Consider the following 14,131-nt stretch of genomic DNA (forward strand, 5'->3'; position numbering starts at 1 on the left):
CAGACCCAACCGCAGGCCGTCCAGGACGGCAACCTGGCCAAGACCGGCACGAACCTGTGGCCCGCCGCGGCCGGTACCGTCCTGCTGATCGCCGGGCTGATCCTGCTCACCCGGTCCGAGCGCCGCATCCTGCGCTGACCTGGCGGCGGTGGCGCGGTCGCCTTGCGCAAGACCGGGGCCCGGCGGCAGGGTGCCCCTGTGCCCACCTTGCTGATCGTGCATCACACCCCGTCGCCCACCTGCCAGGCCATGCTGGAAGCCGTCCTCTCCGGAACGACCGCGCCGGAGATCGAGGGCGTCGACGTGGTGCGCCGCCCGGCCCTGTCCGCCTCGGCCTCCGACGTGCTCGACGCGGACGCGTACCTGCTGGGCACTCCGGCCAACATCGGATACATGTCGGGGGCCCTCAAGCATTTCTTCGACCAGATCTACTACCCCTGCCTGGACGCCACCCAGGGCCGCCCCTTCGGCTACTACGTGCACGGCGGCAGCGACGTCACGGGCGCCGTCCGAGGCATCGCGGCGATCACCACCGGCCTCGGCTGGCGCCCCGCTGCCCAGCCCGTCACGGTCACCGGCGAACTCGGAAAGCCGGACATCGAGGCGTGCTGGGAGCTGGGCGCGACACTGGCCGCGACCCTCATGGGCTGACCTGCATCGCACGTCGGGCCCGTGCGGACCCTCGGGCCGGCCTGGCTAAGCTCCTCGCCATGAACGACGGGGACAGCGGCAGACGGGTCGTCGACGGGCGTTTCGAACTGCGGGCCAGGCTCGGGGGCGGCGGCATGGGCACCGTGTGGCGGGCCCACGACCTTCTGCTGCACCGGGACGTCGCGGTCAAGGAGGTCCGGCCCGCCGACCCGGACCTGGCCGAGTACGACCCCGGCAGCGCCCGCATGCTGCGCGAGCGGGTGCTGCGCGAGGCCCGCGCCCTGGCCCGCGTCCGGCATCCCAACGTCGTGACGATCCATCACATCGTCGACGGCGGCGCGGACACCTACCCGTGGATCGTCATGGAACTGGTCGACGGCGGCTCCCTCGCCGACTGCCTCGCCCACGCCCCCTTGGCTCCCGCCGAGGCCGCCCGGATCGGCCGAGGCGTGCTCGACGCCCTGCGCGCGGCCCATGCCGCGGGCGTCCAGCACCGCGACGTGAAGCCCGCCAACGTCCTGCTGCGCACCGACGGCCGCCCCGTGCTCACGGACTTCGGGATCGCCGCGATCCGTGACTCCACCGCGCTGACCGCCACCGGTTTCCTCATCGGCACCGCCGACTACATGGCCCCGGAACGCGTGACCGGCGATCCCGGCGGGCCCGCCGCCGACCTGTGGTCGCTCGCGATGATGCTGTACGTCGCCGTCGAGGGCCGCCATCCGCTGCGGCGCGGCACCACGCTGGCCACCCTGGCCGCCGTACTCCACGAGGACGTGCCGCCGCCTGAGCGGGCCGGTCCGCTGGCCTCCGTACTCGAGCGCGTGCTGGTGCGTGATCCCGTGGTGCGGCCGGATGCGGAGACGGTCGAGCGGATGCTGGCCGCGGTGGAGGAGGCCGGCGGTACGGATCCGACCGCGACGTCCTATCCGTTGGCGCCGCCGCTACCGCCCGGCCCCGATGCCGTGTCGCCCGCGACCGAGACCGATTCGCCGAGCCGGGACACGCGCCGGACGGGCCGGCTGCGCCGGACCGTTCCCGTCGCGGTCCTGGCCGTTGCCGTGCTGGCGGGCGGCGGAGTATGGGTGGCTCTGTCGGGCGGTGGCGAAGGCCACGACGCCTCGGGCACGAAGGCGACGCGGACTCCGGGCCCGCGCGGCGATACTCCGGCGGCGGCCCCGGTCGTGCAGCCGCAGCCGGGCGCGAGTTCGACGCTCGCCAGTGGCCTGCTCACCCCCGACGGCATCCGGACCGCGCTCAGGGCCATCGAGGACAGGACGGGCCGGAACACCTTCGGGGACCTCAAGGTCTATCCCGAGTACGTGTCGGTGAAGGCGATGGTCCCCGGCAGCCAAACGCGCTACGACACCTACACGTACCGCACCTGGACCGGGGTGAGGAAGGAGATCCTGAGCGGCACCCTCATGGGCGGTGACCAGCCGGTGAGCCTCAAGGGCTTCCGCTGGGACAGGCTGCCCGCGCTGCTGGCCTTGGCTCAGAAGGAGCTGCAGGTCGACAAGCCGACCTCCCGCTACCTGTGGCTGCAGCCGCCGAACGACATCCGGAAGACCTCGGTCGCCATGGCGCTGTATCTCGGCGACGACTACGCGATCGGCTATCTGGTGGCCGACCGCCAGGGCAGGGTGACGAAGGTGGCACCCGCGGGCGGGTGATGCGTTGGGCCGTATGCAGCAGCACGAGCAGCCCCGCTGCGGGCAGCGGGAAAGGCTGGGCCCGCACCGCGTCCGCTGCCCAGGAGATCCCATGCCGCTGCGCTCCGTCCCGATCCGTTCCCGGCTGGCGGCCGTCTGCGCCGTCGCCGTCTGCCTCGCCGCGCTGAGCCCGGCCACCGCGAGCACCGCCGCCACCCCCGGTCCGCCGGACACCGATCTGCGCCGGCAGCTCGAGGACCTGGTGCACACCCCGGGCGGCCCGCCCGGCGTCATCGCCGTGCTGCAGCGGGACGGGGAGCGGCACGTCGTACGGGCCGGAGTGGCCGATCTGGCCACGGGACGCAAGCCGCAGGTCGACGACCACATGCGGGTCGCCAGCGTGGCGAAGGCGTTCAGCGGCGCGGTCTCCCTCTCCCTCGTCGACCGGCACGTCCTCCGCCTGCACGACACCATCGGCCGACGGCTGGCCCGGCTGCCCAAGGCCTGGCACGGGGTGACCCTGCGTCAGCTCCTCAACCACACCAGTGGTCTGCCCGACTACTCGGACGACCCCCGGTTCCGGCAGATCCTCGGGGCCGACCCGCACCACCGCTTCGACCCCCACCACCTGCTCGACTTCGTGGCCGACAAGCCTCTTTTCTTCCGTCCCGGCAGCCGCTACCACTACTCCAACTCCGACAACATCGCCGTGGCGTTGATGGCGGAGTCGGCGACCGGGACGCCGTACGAGCAACTGCTGCGCGAGCTCGTCCACCGGCCGCTCGGCCTGCGCCACACCAGCCTGCCGCTCGGCTACCGGATGCCCCGGCCGTATCTGCACGGCTACGCCGTCGCCCCGCCCGCGCCTCCCGAGGACGTCAGCGAGTTCTTCAGCGCCTCCGCCTCCTGGGCGTCGGGCGGCATCGTGTCCACACCCGCCGACCTGACCCGCTTCATCCGTGGCTACGTGGGCGGTGAGCTGTTCGGTCCGGACGTCGTACGGCAGCAACGGCGCTGGATTCCGGGGGCGTCCGAACCCGCGGGGCCCGGGCGCAACTCGGCCGGGCTGGCCCTGTTCCGCTACGAGACCCGCTGCGGTGTGGTGCTCGGGCACACCGGCAACACCGCCGGGTACACGCAACTGGCCGCTGCCACTCCGGAGGGCCGCCGGTCGCTGACGTTCTCCGTCACCAGTCAGATCACCCAGTCCACCAACCCGCGGTTGCTGCAACGGTTGCGGGCCGTGCAGGAGAACTTCGTCTGCGCGTTGCTGGGGCGGCCCGGTCGCTGACCCGCCCTCGCTTGCCGCCCCCACCAGGAGGGAAGATGGGGCGGCAAGCGTTCTGGTCAACCGATGTGGAGGTGCGGGCCCATGCAGCACGAGCGAGCGGGTCAGCCGGCCGGCCCCGAGGATCTCGTCGACGTCGCCCGGCTGGTCACCGCGTACTACGCGCTGCACCCGGATCCGGCGGACCCGGGCCAGCGGGTGGCGTTCGGCACCTCGGGCCACCGCGGGTCGTCCCTGGCGACGGCGTTCAACGACGACCACATCGCCGCCACCAGCCAGGCGATCTGCGAGTACCGGACGGCCCAGGGCACCGACGGGCCGCTGTTCCTCGGCGCGGACACCCACGCCCTGTCCGAGCCCGCGCAGGTCACGGCGCTGGAGGTGTTCGCGGCGAACGGTGTGACGGTGCTCGTCGACAGCGCCGACGGCTACACGCCCACCCCCGCGGTCTCGCACGCCATCCTCACGCACAACCGGGGCCGCACCTCGGGCCTCGCGGACGGCGTGGTGGTCACGCCCTCGCACAATCCGCCCGCCGACGGCGGCTTCAAGTACAACCCGCCGAGCGGTGGCCCGGCCGGTTCGGAGGCCACCTCCTGGATCCAGGACCGGGCCAACGAGATCATCGCGAGCGGCCTGAAGGACGTACGGCGCATCCCGTACACCCGCGCGCTCGCCGCCGAGACCACCCGCCGCCACGACTATCTCGGCGCCTACGTCGCCGACCTGCCGAACGTGCTCGACCTGGACGCGGTCCGCGCCGCGGGCATCCGGATCGGCGCCGACCCGCTGGGTGGGGCGTCCGTCGCCTACTGGGGGCGGATCGCCGAGCAGCACCGACTCGACCTCACCGTGGTCAATCCGCTCGCCGACCCCACCTGGCGCTTCATGACGCTCGACTGGGACGGCAAGATCCGCATGGACTGCTCCTCGCCCTACGCGATGGCCTCCCTGATCGAGCAGCGGGACCGTTTCACCATCGCCACGGGCAACGACGCCGACTCCGACCGGCACGGCATCGTCACCCCGGACGCGGGCCTGATGAACCCCAACCACTATCTGGCCGCGGCCATCGCCTACCTGTACGGCCACCGGGAGCAGTGGCCCGCCGACGCGGGCGTCGGCAAGACGCTGGTGTCGTCCGGCATGATCGACCGGGTCGCCGCCGACCTGGGGCGCCGGCTGGTGGAGGTGCCCGTCGGGTTCAAATGGTTCGTGGACGGGCTCGTCGACGGCTCCATCGGGTTCGGCGGCGAGGAGTCGGCGGGCGCCTCCTTCCTGCGCCGGGACGGCTCGGTGTGGACCACCGACAAGGACGGCATCATCCTGGCGCTGCTCGCCTCCGAGATCACCGCGGTCACCGGGAAGACTCCCTCGGAGCACTACAGGGCCATGACGGAACGGTTCGGCGAGCCCGCCTACGCGCGCATCGACGCGCCCGCCACCCGCGAGGAGAAGGCGCTGCTGGCCAAGCTCTCGCCCGCCCAGGTCACCGCCGACACCCTGGCCGGCGAGCCGGTCACCGGCGTGCTCACCGAGGCACCGGGCAACGGCGCGGCGATCGGCGGCATCAAGGTGAGCACCGAGAACGCCTGGTTCGCGGCCCGCCCCTCGGGCACCGAGGACGTGTACAAGATCTACGCGGAGTCCTTCCGCGGCCCCGAGCACCTGCGCCGGGTGCAGGACGAGGCGAAGGACGTCGTCATGGCGGCGCTGGGCGGCTGACGCCCCGGACGGCGGTCGGGGCGGGCACTCAACTCGCCCCGACGGTGCCGCTATCATCCTCTTAAGCCGGAAAACGGGGGTTTTGCCCTGAAGGGGCCACGCCCACGGCCCCGCGGGAGTGATCGATGTCCCTCATGCGCCCAACGGAGAACGGCGACGAGCTCCTCTCCCGGCTCGGGTCGCTGACCGCCCAGGCACGGGAGCTGGCGGAACTGCAGCGCTCCCGGGTCGAGCTCGCCGTCGCCCTGCAGCGCGGCATGCTGCCCAGGGACCTGCCCACCGCGCACCGCCTGCGCCTGGCCGTCCGGTACGTGCCCGCCAACCACGGCCTGAACGTGGGCGGTGACTGGTACGACGCTTTCACCATGCCCGACGGCCGCATCGGTCTTTCCATCGGCGACGTCCAGGGCCACAACATCGAGGCCGCAGCCTTCATGGGCCAGGTCCGCGTCACGCTGCGGGCCCTGGCGTCGGTCACGAGCGAGCCCGGCGAGCTGCTGGCCCGGACCAATGACCTGCTCCTGTCGCTGGGCACCGACCTCTTCGCCACCTGCACCTTCATACGGCTCGATCCGATCACCGGCGTCCTGGAGAGCGCACGGGCCGGCCATGTCCCGCACATCTGGGCCACCGCCGACGGACAGTCCGGCGTCGCCGACGACGAGGGCGGGCAGCCCCTCGGCATCCTGGCGGGCGTCTCCTATCCGGTGAGCCGTCACCGGCTGGCCACCGGCGGCGTCTTCGTGCTGCTCACCGACGGTGTCGTGGAGGGGCCCTCGCTGAGTGTCGACGAGGGACTCGAGCAGGTCGCGCGGCTCGCGGGCATCGCCGCCGTGGCCGGCATGGAGGCGGACGCGCTGGCCGCCGCCGTCATGAAGGTGGCCGAACGCGTCGGCCACGAGGACGACGCGGCCGTCCTGGTCGTCGGCCACGACGGACCCGGCACCCGGCCCGAGACATAGGCGATCCGCCCGCTCGCCTCGCCGGGCGGGCCGGGCCGGTGTCTGATGGCAACTGTGGTGGGTAACCAGGGCCTGCGCCGACCGCTCGGCTTCGTCCTTCTGACGGCGGCGGTCGCCGTCTGCTATTTCGCCGCCGGGCGGCTGGGGCTGCTGCGGCAGCTCGTCGTCGAGGGAGCGGTGGTCACACCCGTCTGGCCCCCCACAGGCGTCGCCCTGGCGTGTCTGCTGCTGTTCGGGATGCGTTCCTGGCTGGGGGTCGCCCTGGGCGCCCTGCTCGTCGTCTTCTCGATCAGTTCCGTGCAGCCGGACGTCATCGGCACCCTGGTGGGCAACACCGCTGCCCCGGTCTGCGCGTGCTACCTGCTGCGCAGGGTGGGCTTCCGCACCGACCTGGCCCGGCTGCGGGACGGTTTCGCGCTGGTGTTCCTGGGCGCGCTGCTGTCGATGCTGATCAGCGCGACCGTCGGCGCGGGCTGCCTCGTCCTGTCCGGCAAGCTCGCCGCGAACAGTTTCTGGCTCGTCTGGTCGGCGTGGTGGGTGGGCGACGCGATGGGGGTCCTGATCGTCACCCCGGTGCTGCTCCTGGTGCCGCGCGCCCACTGGCCCCCGCGCAGATCCCGCTGGAAGGAGGCCGCCGGCCTCGCCGTGGTCGCCGGCGTCCTCGTGCCCTTCGCCACCCACAGCGCCGACAGCATGCTGTTCCTCGTCTACCCCCTGGTGATCTGGGCCGCGCTGCGCTTCCAGCTGGCGGGCAGCATGCTGTGCGCCCTGTTCGCGTCCGTCCTGGCCACCGTCGCGGCGACCGACGAGAGCGGGCCCTTCGCCGGGCTGTCCCGCGTCGCGATCATGATCAAGCTGCAGGCCTTCAACGGCGCGATGGCCCTGACGGCGCTCCTCCTGTCAGCCGTGATCACCGAGCAGCTCAACACCAGGCGCTCGGTGGAACAGGCCTGCAAGGAACTGGTCGAGGTGCTGGAACACCTCACCGCGGGGGAGTCCCCCCAGGTGCGGTCGGCGCGTGAGGCGCAGGAGCGGCGGGGTCAGTCCCAGAGCGGATAGGACACTGTCTTCGGGAACGAGTCCGGGCGCCCGGCCGGGTACTGCAGGGTGATCCGGCCGTAGTGCGACACCTGCGGGTGCTTCTTCCAGGGCCTTGGGTGGTCCAGCCGCACGATCACCGGGTACTTGTGGAAGTGGCCCGCCGCGCAGTACGGCTTGCAGTCGTTGACCCAGTTCACGCCCTCCGCCCGCGCCGACGTGGTGCCCCACTGGGACCAACGCAGGGAGGCGAGACGGCTGTTGCCGTCACCGCAGGCCAGCACGAAGTCGGTCGGGCGGACGTCGGGATGCCACGTGCAGTCCACGAGGACCGGCCGCGGCGCATGAGCGGCCGGCGCGGACGCCGTCCGGGCGGCTGAGGGTGTACCCGCGGCCGCTGCGAGGGACGCGGCGGCACAGAGGGTGACCGCGAGGGTGAGTGCGTGTCGGCGCATGTCCGCTCCCTGCTACCGTCCGCCGGCAGTTGTCCTGGGTCCGACGCTACGACCGGCCGCCGGGTTCCACCACTCCGGCGGAGCAATGCACCCCGTGGACTGTTGTGCGAGGAGGTCACCGGGGACGGTCCCGCGCCGTCAGCGGGTGGTGCTCGTCGGCACCGGTGGGGTGGGGGAGTCGGCCTGCCGCAGCTCCGCCAGGAGTTCGTTCTGCCCGGCGAGCAGTTCGGTGAGGATGCGCCGGGCCGCGCGCAGCAGCTCGGCGACGTCGCCGCCGGCCAGTGCGTAGCGGACGGTGGAGCCCTCCCGGATGGACACGACGATGCCGGAGCGGCGCAGCACGGCCAGCTGCTGGGACAGGCTCGACGGCTCGATCTCGATGTCGGCGAGCAGGTCCCGGACGGGGACCGGACCGTGCTGGAGCAGTTCGAGGACCCTGATCCGTACGGGGTGCCCGAGCATGCGGAAGAAGTCCGCCTTGGCCTGGTAGAGGGGGACTTGCACGGGCGCTCGCTCCCTGCCGGTCGGGTGGGGGTGCCGCGGTGCGGCGGTGCCCTGGGCACCGCCGCACATGCTCTCGGGGGTCGATCCTGGCCTCTCTGGACGGCGCACCGGCACGAATTGGGATCATGCTGATGTGGTGACTTGAAGAAGTCTTCACATCACGGGCGCACCGAGGCCCGGGGCGTCGGCCGGTCTAGATCTCCAGCTGCTCCTCGACCCGCTTGAGCTGGTGGCGTGCCATCGCCAGGTTCGAGCGCTCCTTGTCGAGGACGAGGTAGAGGAACAGGCCGTTCCCGGTGCGGCCGGTGATCAGACGGATCAGGTGGTACTGCTTCTCGAGCGTGATCAGGATGTCCTCGATCCGGCTCTTGAGGCCCAGTTGCTCCATCGTGCGCACCTTGGCCCGGATCACGTCCGTGTTGCCGGCGGCGGCGATCGTCAGGTCCAGGTCCTTGCCCCCGCCCAGCGTGCCCAGGGCCATACCGCTGGTGTAGTCGACCACCGCGGCCCCGAGCGCCCCCTCGACCGCCGTCATCATCTCCTTCAGTGACACTTCCACACTCGCCACAGCGCCTCCCCTTGGTTGTCGGCCGCGGCGGGACGGCCGTCGCCGTCCCGTCCGATGCACGGACCGTAGGCGCGCGGGGGCGACACCGGACGGCGCTCTCCGGGACTGACGCATGATGTCCGAACAGGTGCGCCTTCCGTCCGTTCGGGCAGTGGGAACTGGCGTGTTCATTCCGCGCGAGATGGGCACGCGTGGTCGTGCGGCACTCACACGGAGGTGATCAGTCGATGACCGAGTACGAGCGTTCCCGTCCCATGCCCGCCCTGCCCGAGCACGTCTTCGACCAGGCGGCCAACCTCGGCCAACTGGAGGACTGGCTGCCCGACACGCTCCACGTGCACCCCGGCAGGCCGCCGGCCGTCACCGTCCACGAGGAACACACCGACGAGGACAAGGCGGCCGTCGTGCATCCGCGCCCGGACGACCTGCGGCTCGAGTGGGGCACCCGCGACGACAGCGGATACACCGGCTGGCTCCAGGTCGACGCCGCCGGTACCGTGACCAGCCGGGTGACCGTGCACCTGTCCTTCGCGGACGACACCCACGACCCCGGCGAGGCCGAGGTGCGGCAGGCCCTGGACACGAGCCTGGCGCGCCTCGAGGAACAGGTACGGCTGCGCGTCGACAACGCGGCGGGCTGAGGGCGGGCCGCGTTGTCAGTGGCGGATGCGACGCTGAGGCCATGGACGAGACAGAGTTCATGCGGGGCCGGGTCTACGGCGCCGACCACGAGGACGCCGCACCCCGCCCGGGCCGTGCCTATGCCGAACTGGTCGGCGGTCCCCTCGACGGCCTGCTCCTGGACATCACCGGCCGCCCGGAGAGCGAGCTGCGCGCCGGTGTCCCGCTGCGCACGGAGATAGGCCGGTACGGCACCGGGGGCCGCGCCCTGTACACACCCCGGCCCGAGGACGGCCGCCGCTTCGACTGGCACGGCGACAGCCCCTGACCTCTCACCCCACCCGGTGCACCGTGAACGTGGTGAGCACCGCCGCGTGGTCCGACGGCCAGTCGTTGCCGGCGACATCCGGCCAGGCGCGCGGGACGCCGGTCACGATCGTGCGGGAGTCGGTGACCGTGAGGCCGCGCCCGTTGTGCAGGACGTAGTCGATGCGGTCCTGCGGCTCCGCGCGCTCGGGGTCGTCCGGGTGCCGGGTGTGGACCGGCGACCAGGTGTGCCCGGGGGCGCTGACCGGGTCGGGGTGGGCCTCGCGGTAGGAGTCGCGCAGCCCCGCATCCTCGGCGGCCCTGGTGACCGGCCAGGCGACGTCCGGCCGGTCGAGGTGGGAGGGGCAGTTGAGGTCGCCGGTCAGGACGACGGGTGTGCCGGGGCCGGCCGCCTCGGCGATCCGTTCCAGCGCCTCCCGCATCTGGGCCAGGCGCACGTCCTCGTGGGCGATCAGCTCGGCGGGACCGAGCCCGTCGAAGGCGGCCTCGTACGGCCCGTAGGGCGTGTAGTGGAGGTGGGCCGTCCACACGTCCACCTCGTGCGAGCCGTCGATCCGGATGCGGGCGCCCGCGGCGCCGTAGAAGCCGACCTCGGGGTCGCCGAGACGTGCCGTGATCGGGTGGCGGCTGATGATGCCGAGGTTCTCGCCCGCCCGGTGGTGGTACCAGCCCAGCGCCTCGGCGAGTTCCGGCGCCGCGGTACCGGCCGTCTCCTGCAGCCCGACGACGTCGGCCTCGGCGTCGAGGATGACCTTGAGCTGCTTGGCCCGGTGGTCGTCGACCCGCGCGCCGCCGTACCAGAGGTTCCAGCTCATCACGCGCAGCCGGGGGCCGAGCAGCTCCCGCAGCCGGTCCACAGTCACGTCCTCGAGGGTGGGCACGACCGTCCGGCCGGGTGCCGGCTCGATGGGGGCGAGCGACGGCACGGCCAGGACCGCGCACCCCGCGGCCTCGGCGGAGCGCACGCCGGTCGGTGTGTCCTCGACGGCCACACAGCGGGCGGGGTCCACGCCGAGGGCGCGGCAGGCGGCGAGGTAGGGGTCGGGTTCGGGTTTGGTGCGGTCGGTGTCGTCCGCGGTGACGGACACAGCGAACCGGTCGGCGCCGAGCACGGCCAGGACGCTGTCGGCGACCGCCCGCGGCGAGGCGGTGACCAGGGCGGTCGGTACGCCTTCGCGGGCCAGGGCGTCCAGGAGGCCGAGCGCGCCGGGCCGCGCCACGATGCCGGTGCGCACCCGCTCCGCGAAGTCACGGTGCAGTCGGCCGGCGAGCCTCGGCGCCCCGGTGAGCCCGCCCAGCCACGCCGCGGTGTGCTCCACCGGCCGGCCGAGCACCTCCGGCTGATCGGCCTTGGTCAGCGGCCTGCCGAGCGCCGTGGCGACGTCCTGCACCGCCTCCCACCACAGGCGCTCGGTGTCGACGAGCGTGCCGTCCATGTCGAACAGGACGGCCTGGAGCGGAGGTCGGGTCACGGTCTCTTCTTTCGGTGGGGGGATTTGTCGGCAGAGAAGGGCGGGCGTCTCAGGCCGCGCGCTCGGCGACCAGCACCGGCCGCTCGGGCAGCGACACGCGTACAGCCGTCCCGGCGACCAGTGCGGACGCCTCGTGTGCGGGCACGTCGGCCTTGACCTCCGTGTCGTCGGCGAGCCGTACGGTAAGCCGGGTGGTCGCGCCGAGGAACGCGGTGGCGGTCACTCGCGCGTCCCCGTCCCCGTCCCCGTCCGCGTCAGCGGCCACGTGCACGGCCTCGGGCCGGACCAGCACGTCGACCTCCCTGCCCGCGGGCAGCGTCCCTTCGGCCGGCAGTCGCAGACCCAGCACCTCCACCGTCTCCCCGGACAGCGTGCCGGGGATCCGGCTCATCGTGCCGACGAACTCGGCGACGAACGCGGTGGCCGGCCGGCCGTACAACTCGGCGGGCTCGGCGCACTGTTCGAGCCGCCCGGCCCGCATCACGGCGACCCGGTCGGCGACGGACAGCGCCTCTTCCTGGTCGTGCGTCACGAACAGGGTGGTGATGCCGAGCTCCTGCTGCAGCCGGCGGATCTCCTCGCGCAGCGTGAGCCGCACCTTGGCGTCCAGTGCGGACAGCGGCTCGTCCAGCAGCAGGACACGCGGCCGCAGGGCGAGAGCCCGGGCGAGCGCGACGCGCTGCTGCTGACCGCCGGAGAGCTGGTGCGGGAACCGGCCGCCCTTGTCGGCGAGCCCGACCAGCTCCAGCAACTCTGCGGCCCGCGCCCGCCGTTTGGGCGTGCGGACCTTGCGCATCCGCAGCCCGAACGCGACGTTGTCGAGGGCGTCCAGATGCGGGAAGAGGCTGTACGACTGGAAGACCATCCCGGCGTCCCGGCGGTGGGCCGGAACCCCGGTGACGTCCTCGCCGTCGACCAGCACCGCGCCGGAGTCGGGGTGTTCGAACCCGGCGAGCATGCGCAGCGCGGTCGTCTTGCCGCACCCGGAGGGGCCGAGCAGTGCCAGGAACTCCCCGGGCCGCGCGGTCAGATCGAGCCCGTCCAGGGCGACGGTGGGCCCGAACTCCCGGCGCAGGCCCCGGAATTCGACGGTGGCGGCCTTGTCGACGGCTGTCTGCTCAAGCGTGGTGGCGGTCATGGTTCACCCTCGGGACGATGCGGTACGGGTGCGCCCGCCGACACCGGCGAGCGCGAGGAGCAGGGCCCAGGTCACGAGGAGACTGAGCACGGACACGGCGACGGACAGCTGGGCCTGCGACCCGCCGACGCTGTAGATCCACACGGCGAACGGCTGGAACCCCAGCAGCTGGGCCACGGTGAACTCGCCCAGGACCAGGGCGAGCGTGAGGAAGGCGGCGTTCAGCAGCGCCCCGCGCAGATTGGGCAGGACCGCCCGCACCAGCGCCTGCGCCCAGCCGGCCCCGCAGCTGCGGGCCGCCTCGACCAGGGTGCGTACGTCGATGGCACGCAGTCCGGAGTCCAGCGCCCGGTACACGAACGGCAGCGCCATCACCACGTAGGCGAGGACCAGCACGAACGGGAACGAGGGGTTCTGGATGGCCACGAACGTCTCGAACAGCGGGGTGCGGGACAGGTGGTCCGGGCCCCACTTCAGCACGGTGGCGATCCCGGCGACGAAGGCGATCGGCGGTACGACCAGCGGCAGTGAGCACACCACCTCCACCACCGGCCGCAGCCGGGGCGCCCCGAGCCGCAGCGCCACCATGGCCGGCACCATCAGCAGCAGGACGATCGCGATGGTGGCCGCCGCCAGCTCCAGCGAGAGCAGCAGGCTGGAGCCGAAGCCGGCGGTGGAGACGATCTGAGAGTATGCGTCGAAGGTGACGCCCTGCCCCGGCACGTCCACCGTGAAGACCACGGACGCCGCGAGGGGGACCAGGAAGTACAGCGCGGCCAGGCCGAGGACGACCCACCGCCACACATTCAGGCGTCGAGCCATCGCGCGCTCCGTCGTTGCAGGGGCAGGTACACGGCCATGACCAGCCCGGCGACCAGGACCATGTCGAGGCTGAGGGCGAGCGCCACGTTCTCCTGGCCGACCAGCACGTTGCCGGAGATGGCGTCGGCGATCTGCAGGGTCACCAGCGGCACCGAACTGCCCACCATGGCCGCCGCGGTGGCGTACGCGGCGAACGCGCTGCCGAACAGCAGCACCAGCCCGCCCAGCAGCGAGGGCAGCAGCACCGGCAGGGCGACATGACGCCAGTACTGCACGGCCGTGGCGCCGTTGTTCTGCGCCGCCTCCCGCCACTGCGAACGCAGGCCCTCCAGCGCGGGCGTGATGGTGAGCACCATCAGCGGGATCAGGAAGTACAGGTAGACGATCACCAGGCCCCAGAAGCTGTACAGGTCCCAGCCCTGCTGCGTCAGCCCCAGGTGCCGGGTCAGCACACCGGCGTTGCCGAGGGTGGCCACGAAGGCGAAGGCCAGCGGGACACCGCCGAAGTTGGCCAGCACCCCGGAGGCGGTGAGCACGGCCTCGCGCAGCGCCCGGAACCGGGAGGTGACCACGACCTGCGCGAGCGGCAGCCCGAGCAGGGTGCCGAGGCCGGCCGACACGGCGGACAGCTTGACGCTGCCGAGCAGCGCGGTGAGGTAGGCGCCGTGCAGCGAGGTGGTCAGGTTCCCGGTGCCGTACGAACTGCCGCCCGTGGCGGGATCCTTGACGTTGAACGCGCCGTTGAGCATGGCCAGCGCGGGCAGTCCGAAGGCGATCGCGGTGAAGACGAGCAGCGGGACGACGGCCAGCCAGCCGGGGAGGTGGCGGCCCCCCGTAACCCCGGTGTCCCCCGGCGCCCCCGGCACCCCCCGGGGGGGGGGCCGCAACCCGGGCACGCCCTACCCCAC

15 protein-coding genes are annotated in these 14,131 nt (G+C 72.6%); 8 read left to right on the plus strand and 7 right to left on the minus strand.

The annotated features are described in order from the left end of the window. Nucleotides 1-198: 198 nt before the first annotated feature. From ACIRVK_RS30870 to ACIRVK_RS30895, 6 genes are all read left to right on the plus strand, one after another. Nucleotides 199-651, plus strand: coding sequence for a flavodoxin family protein (locus ACIRVK_RS30870; protein ID WP_404252820.1), 453 nt, complete (start codon nucleotides 199-201; stop codon nucleotides 649-651). A gap of 59 nt (nucleotides 652-710) precedes the next feature. Continuing rightward, complete coding sequence (locus ACIRVK_RS30875; protein WP_404252822.1) at nucleotides 711-2,324, plus strand: serine/threonine-protein kinase; 1,614 nt, start codon at nucleotides 711-713, stop codon at nucleotides 2,322-2,324. 91 nt (nucleotides 2,325-2,415) lie between these two features. Next, nucleotides 2,416-3,594 (plus strand): serine hydrolase domain-containing protein, encoded by a 1,179-nt coding sequence (locus tag ACIRVK_RS30880; RefSeq protein ID WP_404252824.1) that lies wholly within the window; start codon nucleotides 2,416-2,418, stop codon nucleotides 3,592-3,594. 81 nt (nucleotides 3,595-3,675) lie between these two features. Then, nucleotides 3,676-5,316 carry a phosphoglucomutase (alpha-D-glucose-1,6-bisphosphate-dependent) gene (pgm, locus tag ACIRVK_RS30885; protein ID WP_404252826.1) on the plus strand — a complete coding sequence of 547 codons (1,641 nt, stop codon included), beginning with the start codon at nucleotides 3,676-3,678 and terminating at the stop codon, nucleotides 5,314-5,316. Nucleotides 5,317-5,441: 125 nt separating this feature from the next. Further along, nucleotides 5,442-6,278, plus strand: coding sequence for a PP2C family protein-serine/threonine phosphatase (locus ACIRVK_RS30890; RefSeq protein ID WP_404252828.1), 837 nt, complete (start codon nucleotides 5,442-5,444; stop codon nucleotides 6,276-6,278). A 45-nt stretch (nucleotides 6,279-6,323) separates the two neighbouring features. Continuing rightward, on the plus strand, nucleotides 6,324-7,337 hold the full coding sequence (locus tag ACIRVK_RS30895) for an MASE1 domain-containing protein (protein WP_404252830.1): 1,014 nt from the start codon (nucleotides 6,324-6,326) through the stop codon (nucleotides 7,335-7,337). On the opposite strand, the gene ACIRVK_RS30900 is transcribed toward ACIRVK_RS30895, so the two are convergent. The 3 genes from ACIRVK_RS30900 to ACIRVK_RS30910 all read right to left on the minus strand — a co-directional run bounded on the left by ACIRVK_RS30900 (nucleotide 7,319) and on the right by ACIRVK_RS30910 (nucleotide 8,843). Beyond that, nucleotides 7,319-7,771: a hypothetical protein gene (locus tag ACIRVK_RS30900; protein WP_404252832.1), complete on the minus strand. Its 453-nt coding sequence runs from the start codon at nucleotides 7,769-7,771 to the stop codon at nucleotides 7,319-7,321. The genes ACIRVK_RS30895 and ACIRVK_RS30900 overlap by 19 nt on opposite strands. Before the next feature lie 138 nt (nucleotides 7,772-7,909). Beyond that, nucleotides 7,910-8,275, minus strand: a complete 366-nt coding sequence (locus ACIRVK_RS30905; protein WP_404252834.1) for an ArsR/SmtB family transcription factor — start codon at nucleotides 8,273-8,275, stop codon at nucleotides 7,910-7,912. Nucleotides 8,276-8,468: 193 nt separating this feature from the next. Next, nucleotides 8,469-8,843 (minus strand): hypothetical protein, encoded by a 375-nt coding sequence (locus ACIRVK_RS30910; RefSeq protein ID WP_404252836.1) that lies wholly within the window; start codon nucleotides 8,841-8,843, stop codon nucleotides 8,469-8,471. Between the two features lie 227 nt (nucleotides 8,844-9,070). On the opposite strand from ACIRVK_RS30910, the gene ACIRVK_RS30915 reads away from it, so the two are divergent. Together ACIRVK_RS30915 and ACIRVK_RS30920 are read left to right on the plus strand one after the other, a co-directional pair. Then, entirely contained in the window at nucleotides 9,071-9,484 is a 414-nt protein-coding gene (locus tag ACIRVK_RS30915) for an SRPBCC family protein (protein ID WP_404252838.1), read from the plus strand. 41 nt (nucleotides 9,485-9,525) lie between these two features. Next, nucleotides 9,526-9,792 carry a hypothetical protein gene (locus ACIRVK_RS30920; protein ID WP_404252840.1) on the plus strand — a complete coding sequence of 89 codons (267 nt, stop codon included), beginning with the start codon at nucleotides 9,526-9,528 and terminating at the stop codon, nucleotides 9,790-9,792. Between the two features lie 4 nt (nucleotides 9,793-9,796). Here the strand turns inward: ACIRVK_RS30920 and ACIRVK_RS30925 are convergent, their stop codons facing one another. From ACIRVK_RS30925 to ACIRVK_RS30940, 4 genes are read right to left on the minus strand one after another with little or no spacing between them, the layout of a single operon-like run. Further along, on the minus strand, nucleotides 9,797-11,263 hold the full coding sequence (locus ACIRVK_RS30925) for an HAD-IA family hydrolase (protein ID WP_404252842.1): 1,467 nt from the start codon (nucleotides 11,261-11,263) through the stop codon (nucleotides 9,797-9,799). 49 nt (nucleotides 11,264-11,312) lie between these two features. After that, the gene (locus tag ACIRVK_RS30930; protein ID WP_404252844.1) at nucleotides 11,313-12,401 is read right to left on the minus strand and encodes an ABC transporter ATP-binding protein; all 1,089 of its coding nucleotides are present in this window, start codon (nucleotides 12,399-12,401) and stop codon (nucleotides 11,313-11,315) included. A gap of 3 nt (nucleotides 12,402-12,404) precedes the next feature. Then, nucleotides 12,405-13,223 (minus strand): ABC transporter permease, encoded by an 819-nt coding sequence (locus tag ACIRVK_RS30935; RefSeq protein WP_404252846.1) that lies wholly within the window; start codon nucleotides 13,221-13,223, stop codon nucleotides 12,405-12,407. Further along, nucleotides 13,208-14,089 carry an ABC transporter permease gene (locus ACIRVK_RS30940; RefSeq protein ID WP_404252878.1) on the minus strand — a complete coding sequence of 294 codons (882 nt, stop codon included), beginning with the start codon at nucleotides 14,087-14,089 and terminating at the stop codon, nucleotides 13,208-13,210. Before ACIRVK_RS30940 ends, ACIRVK_RS30935 begins: the two co-directional genes overlap by 16 nt. Nucleotides 14,090-14,131: the final 42 nt, after the last annotated feature.

Origin of the sequence: Streptomyces sp. NPDC101152 (assembly GCF_044768275.1) — a bacterium.
Taxonomy (GTDB): Bacteria; Actinomycetota; Actinomycetes; order Streptomycetales; family Streptomycetaceae; genus Streptomyces.

Excerpts from the sequence above, each read along its gene's own strand:
- ACIRVK_RS30875 (WP_404252822.1), top strand. The coding sequence starts at position 711 with ATGAACGACGGGGACAGCGGCAGACGGGTCGTCGACGGGCGTTTCGAA.
- ACIRVK_RS30880 (WP_404252824.1), top strand. The coding sequence starts at position 2,416 with ATGCCGCTGCGCTCCGTCCCGATCCGTTCCCGGCTGGCGGCCGTCTGC.
- pgm (WP_404252826.1), top strand. The coding sequence starts at position 3,676 with ATGCAGCACGAGCGAGCGGGTCAGCCGGCCGGCCCCGAGGATCTCGTC.
- ACIRVK_RS30890 (WP_404252828.1), top strand. The coding sequence starts at position 5,442 with ATGTCCCTCATGCGCCCAACGGAGAACGGCGACGAGCTCCTCTCCCGG.
- ACIRVK_RS30895 (WP_404252830.1), top strand. The coding sequence starts at position 6,324 with ATGGCAACTGTGGTGGGTAACCAGGGCCTGCGCCGACCGCTCGGCTTC.
- ACIRVK_RS30900 (WP_404252832.1), bottom strand. The coding sequence starts at position 7,771 with ATGCGCCGACACGCACTCACCCTCGCGGTCACCCTCTGTGCCGCCGCG.
- ACIRVK_RS30915 (WP_404252838.1), top strand. The coding sequence starts at position 9,071 with ATGACCGAGTACGAGCGTTCCCGTCCCATGCCCGCCCTGCCCGAGCAC.
- ACIRVK_RS30920 (WP_404252840.1), top strand. The coding sequence starts at position 9,526 with ATGGACGAGACAGAGTTCATGCGGGGCCGGGTCTACGGCGCCGACCAC.
- ACIRVK_RS30930 (WP_404252844.1), bottom strand. The coding sequence starts at position 12,401 with ATGACCGCCACCACGCTTGAGCAGACAGCCGTCGACAAGGCCGCCACC.
- ACIRVK_RS30935 (WP_404252846.1), bottom strand. The coding sequence starts at position 13,223 with ATGGCTCGACGCCTGAATGTGTGGCGGTGGGTCGTCCTCGGCCTGGCC.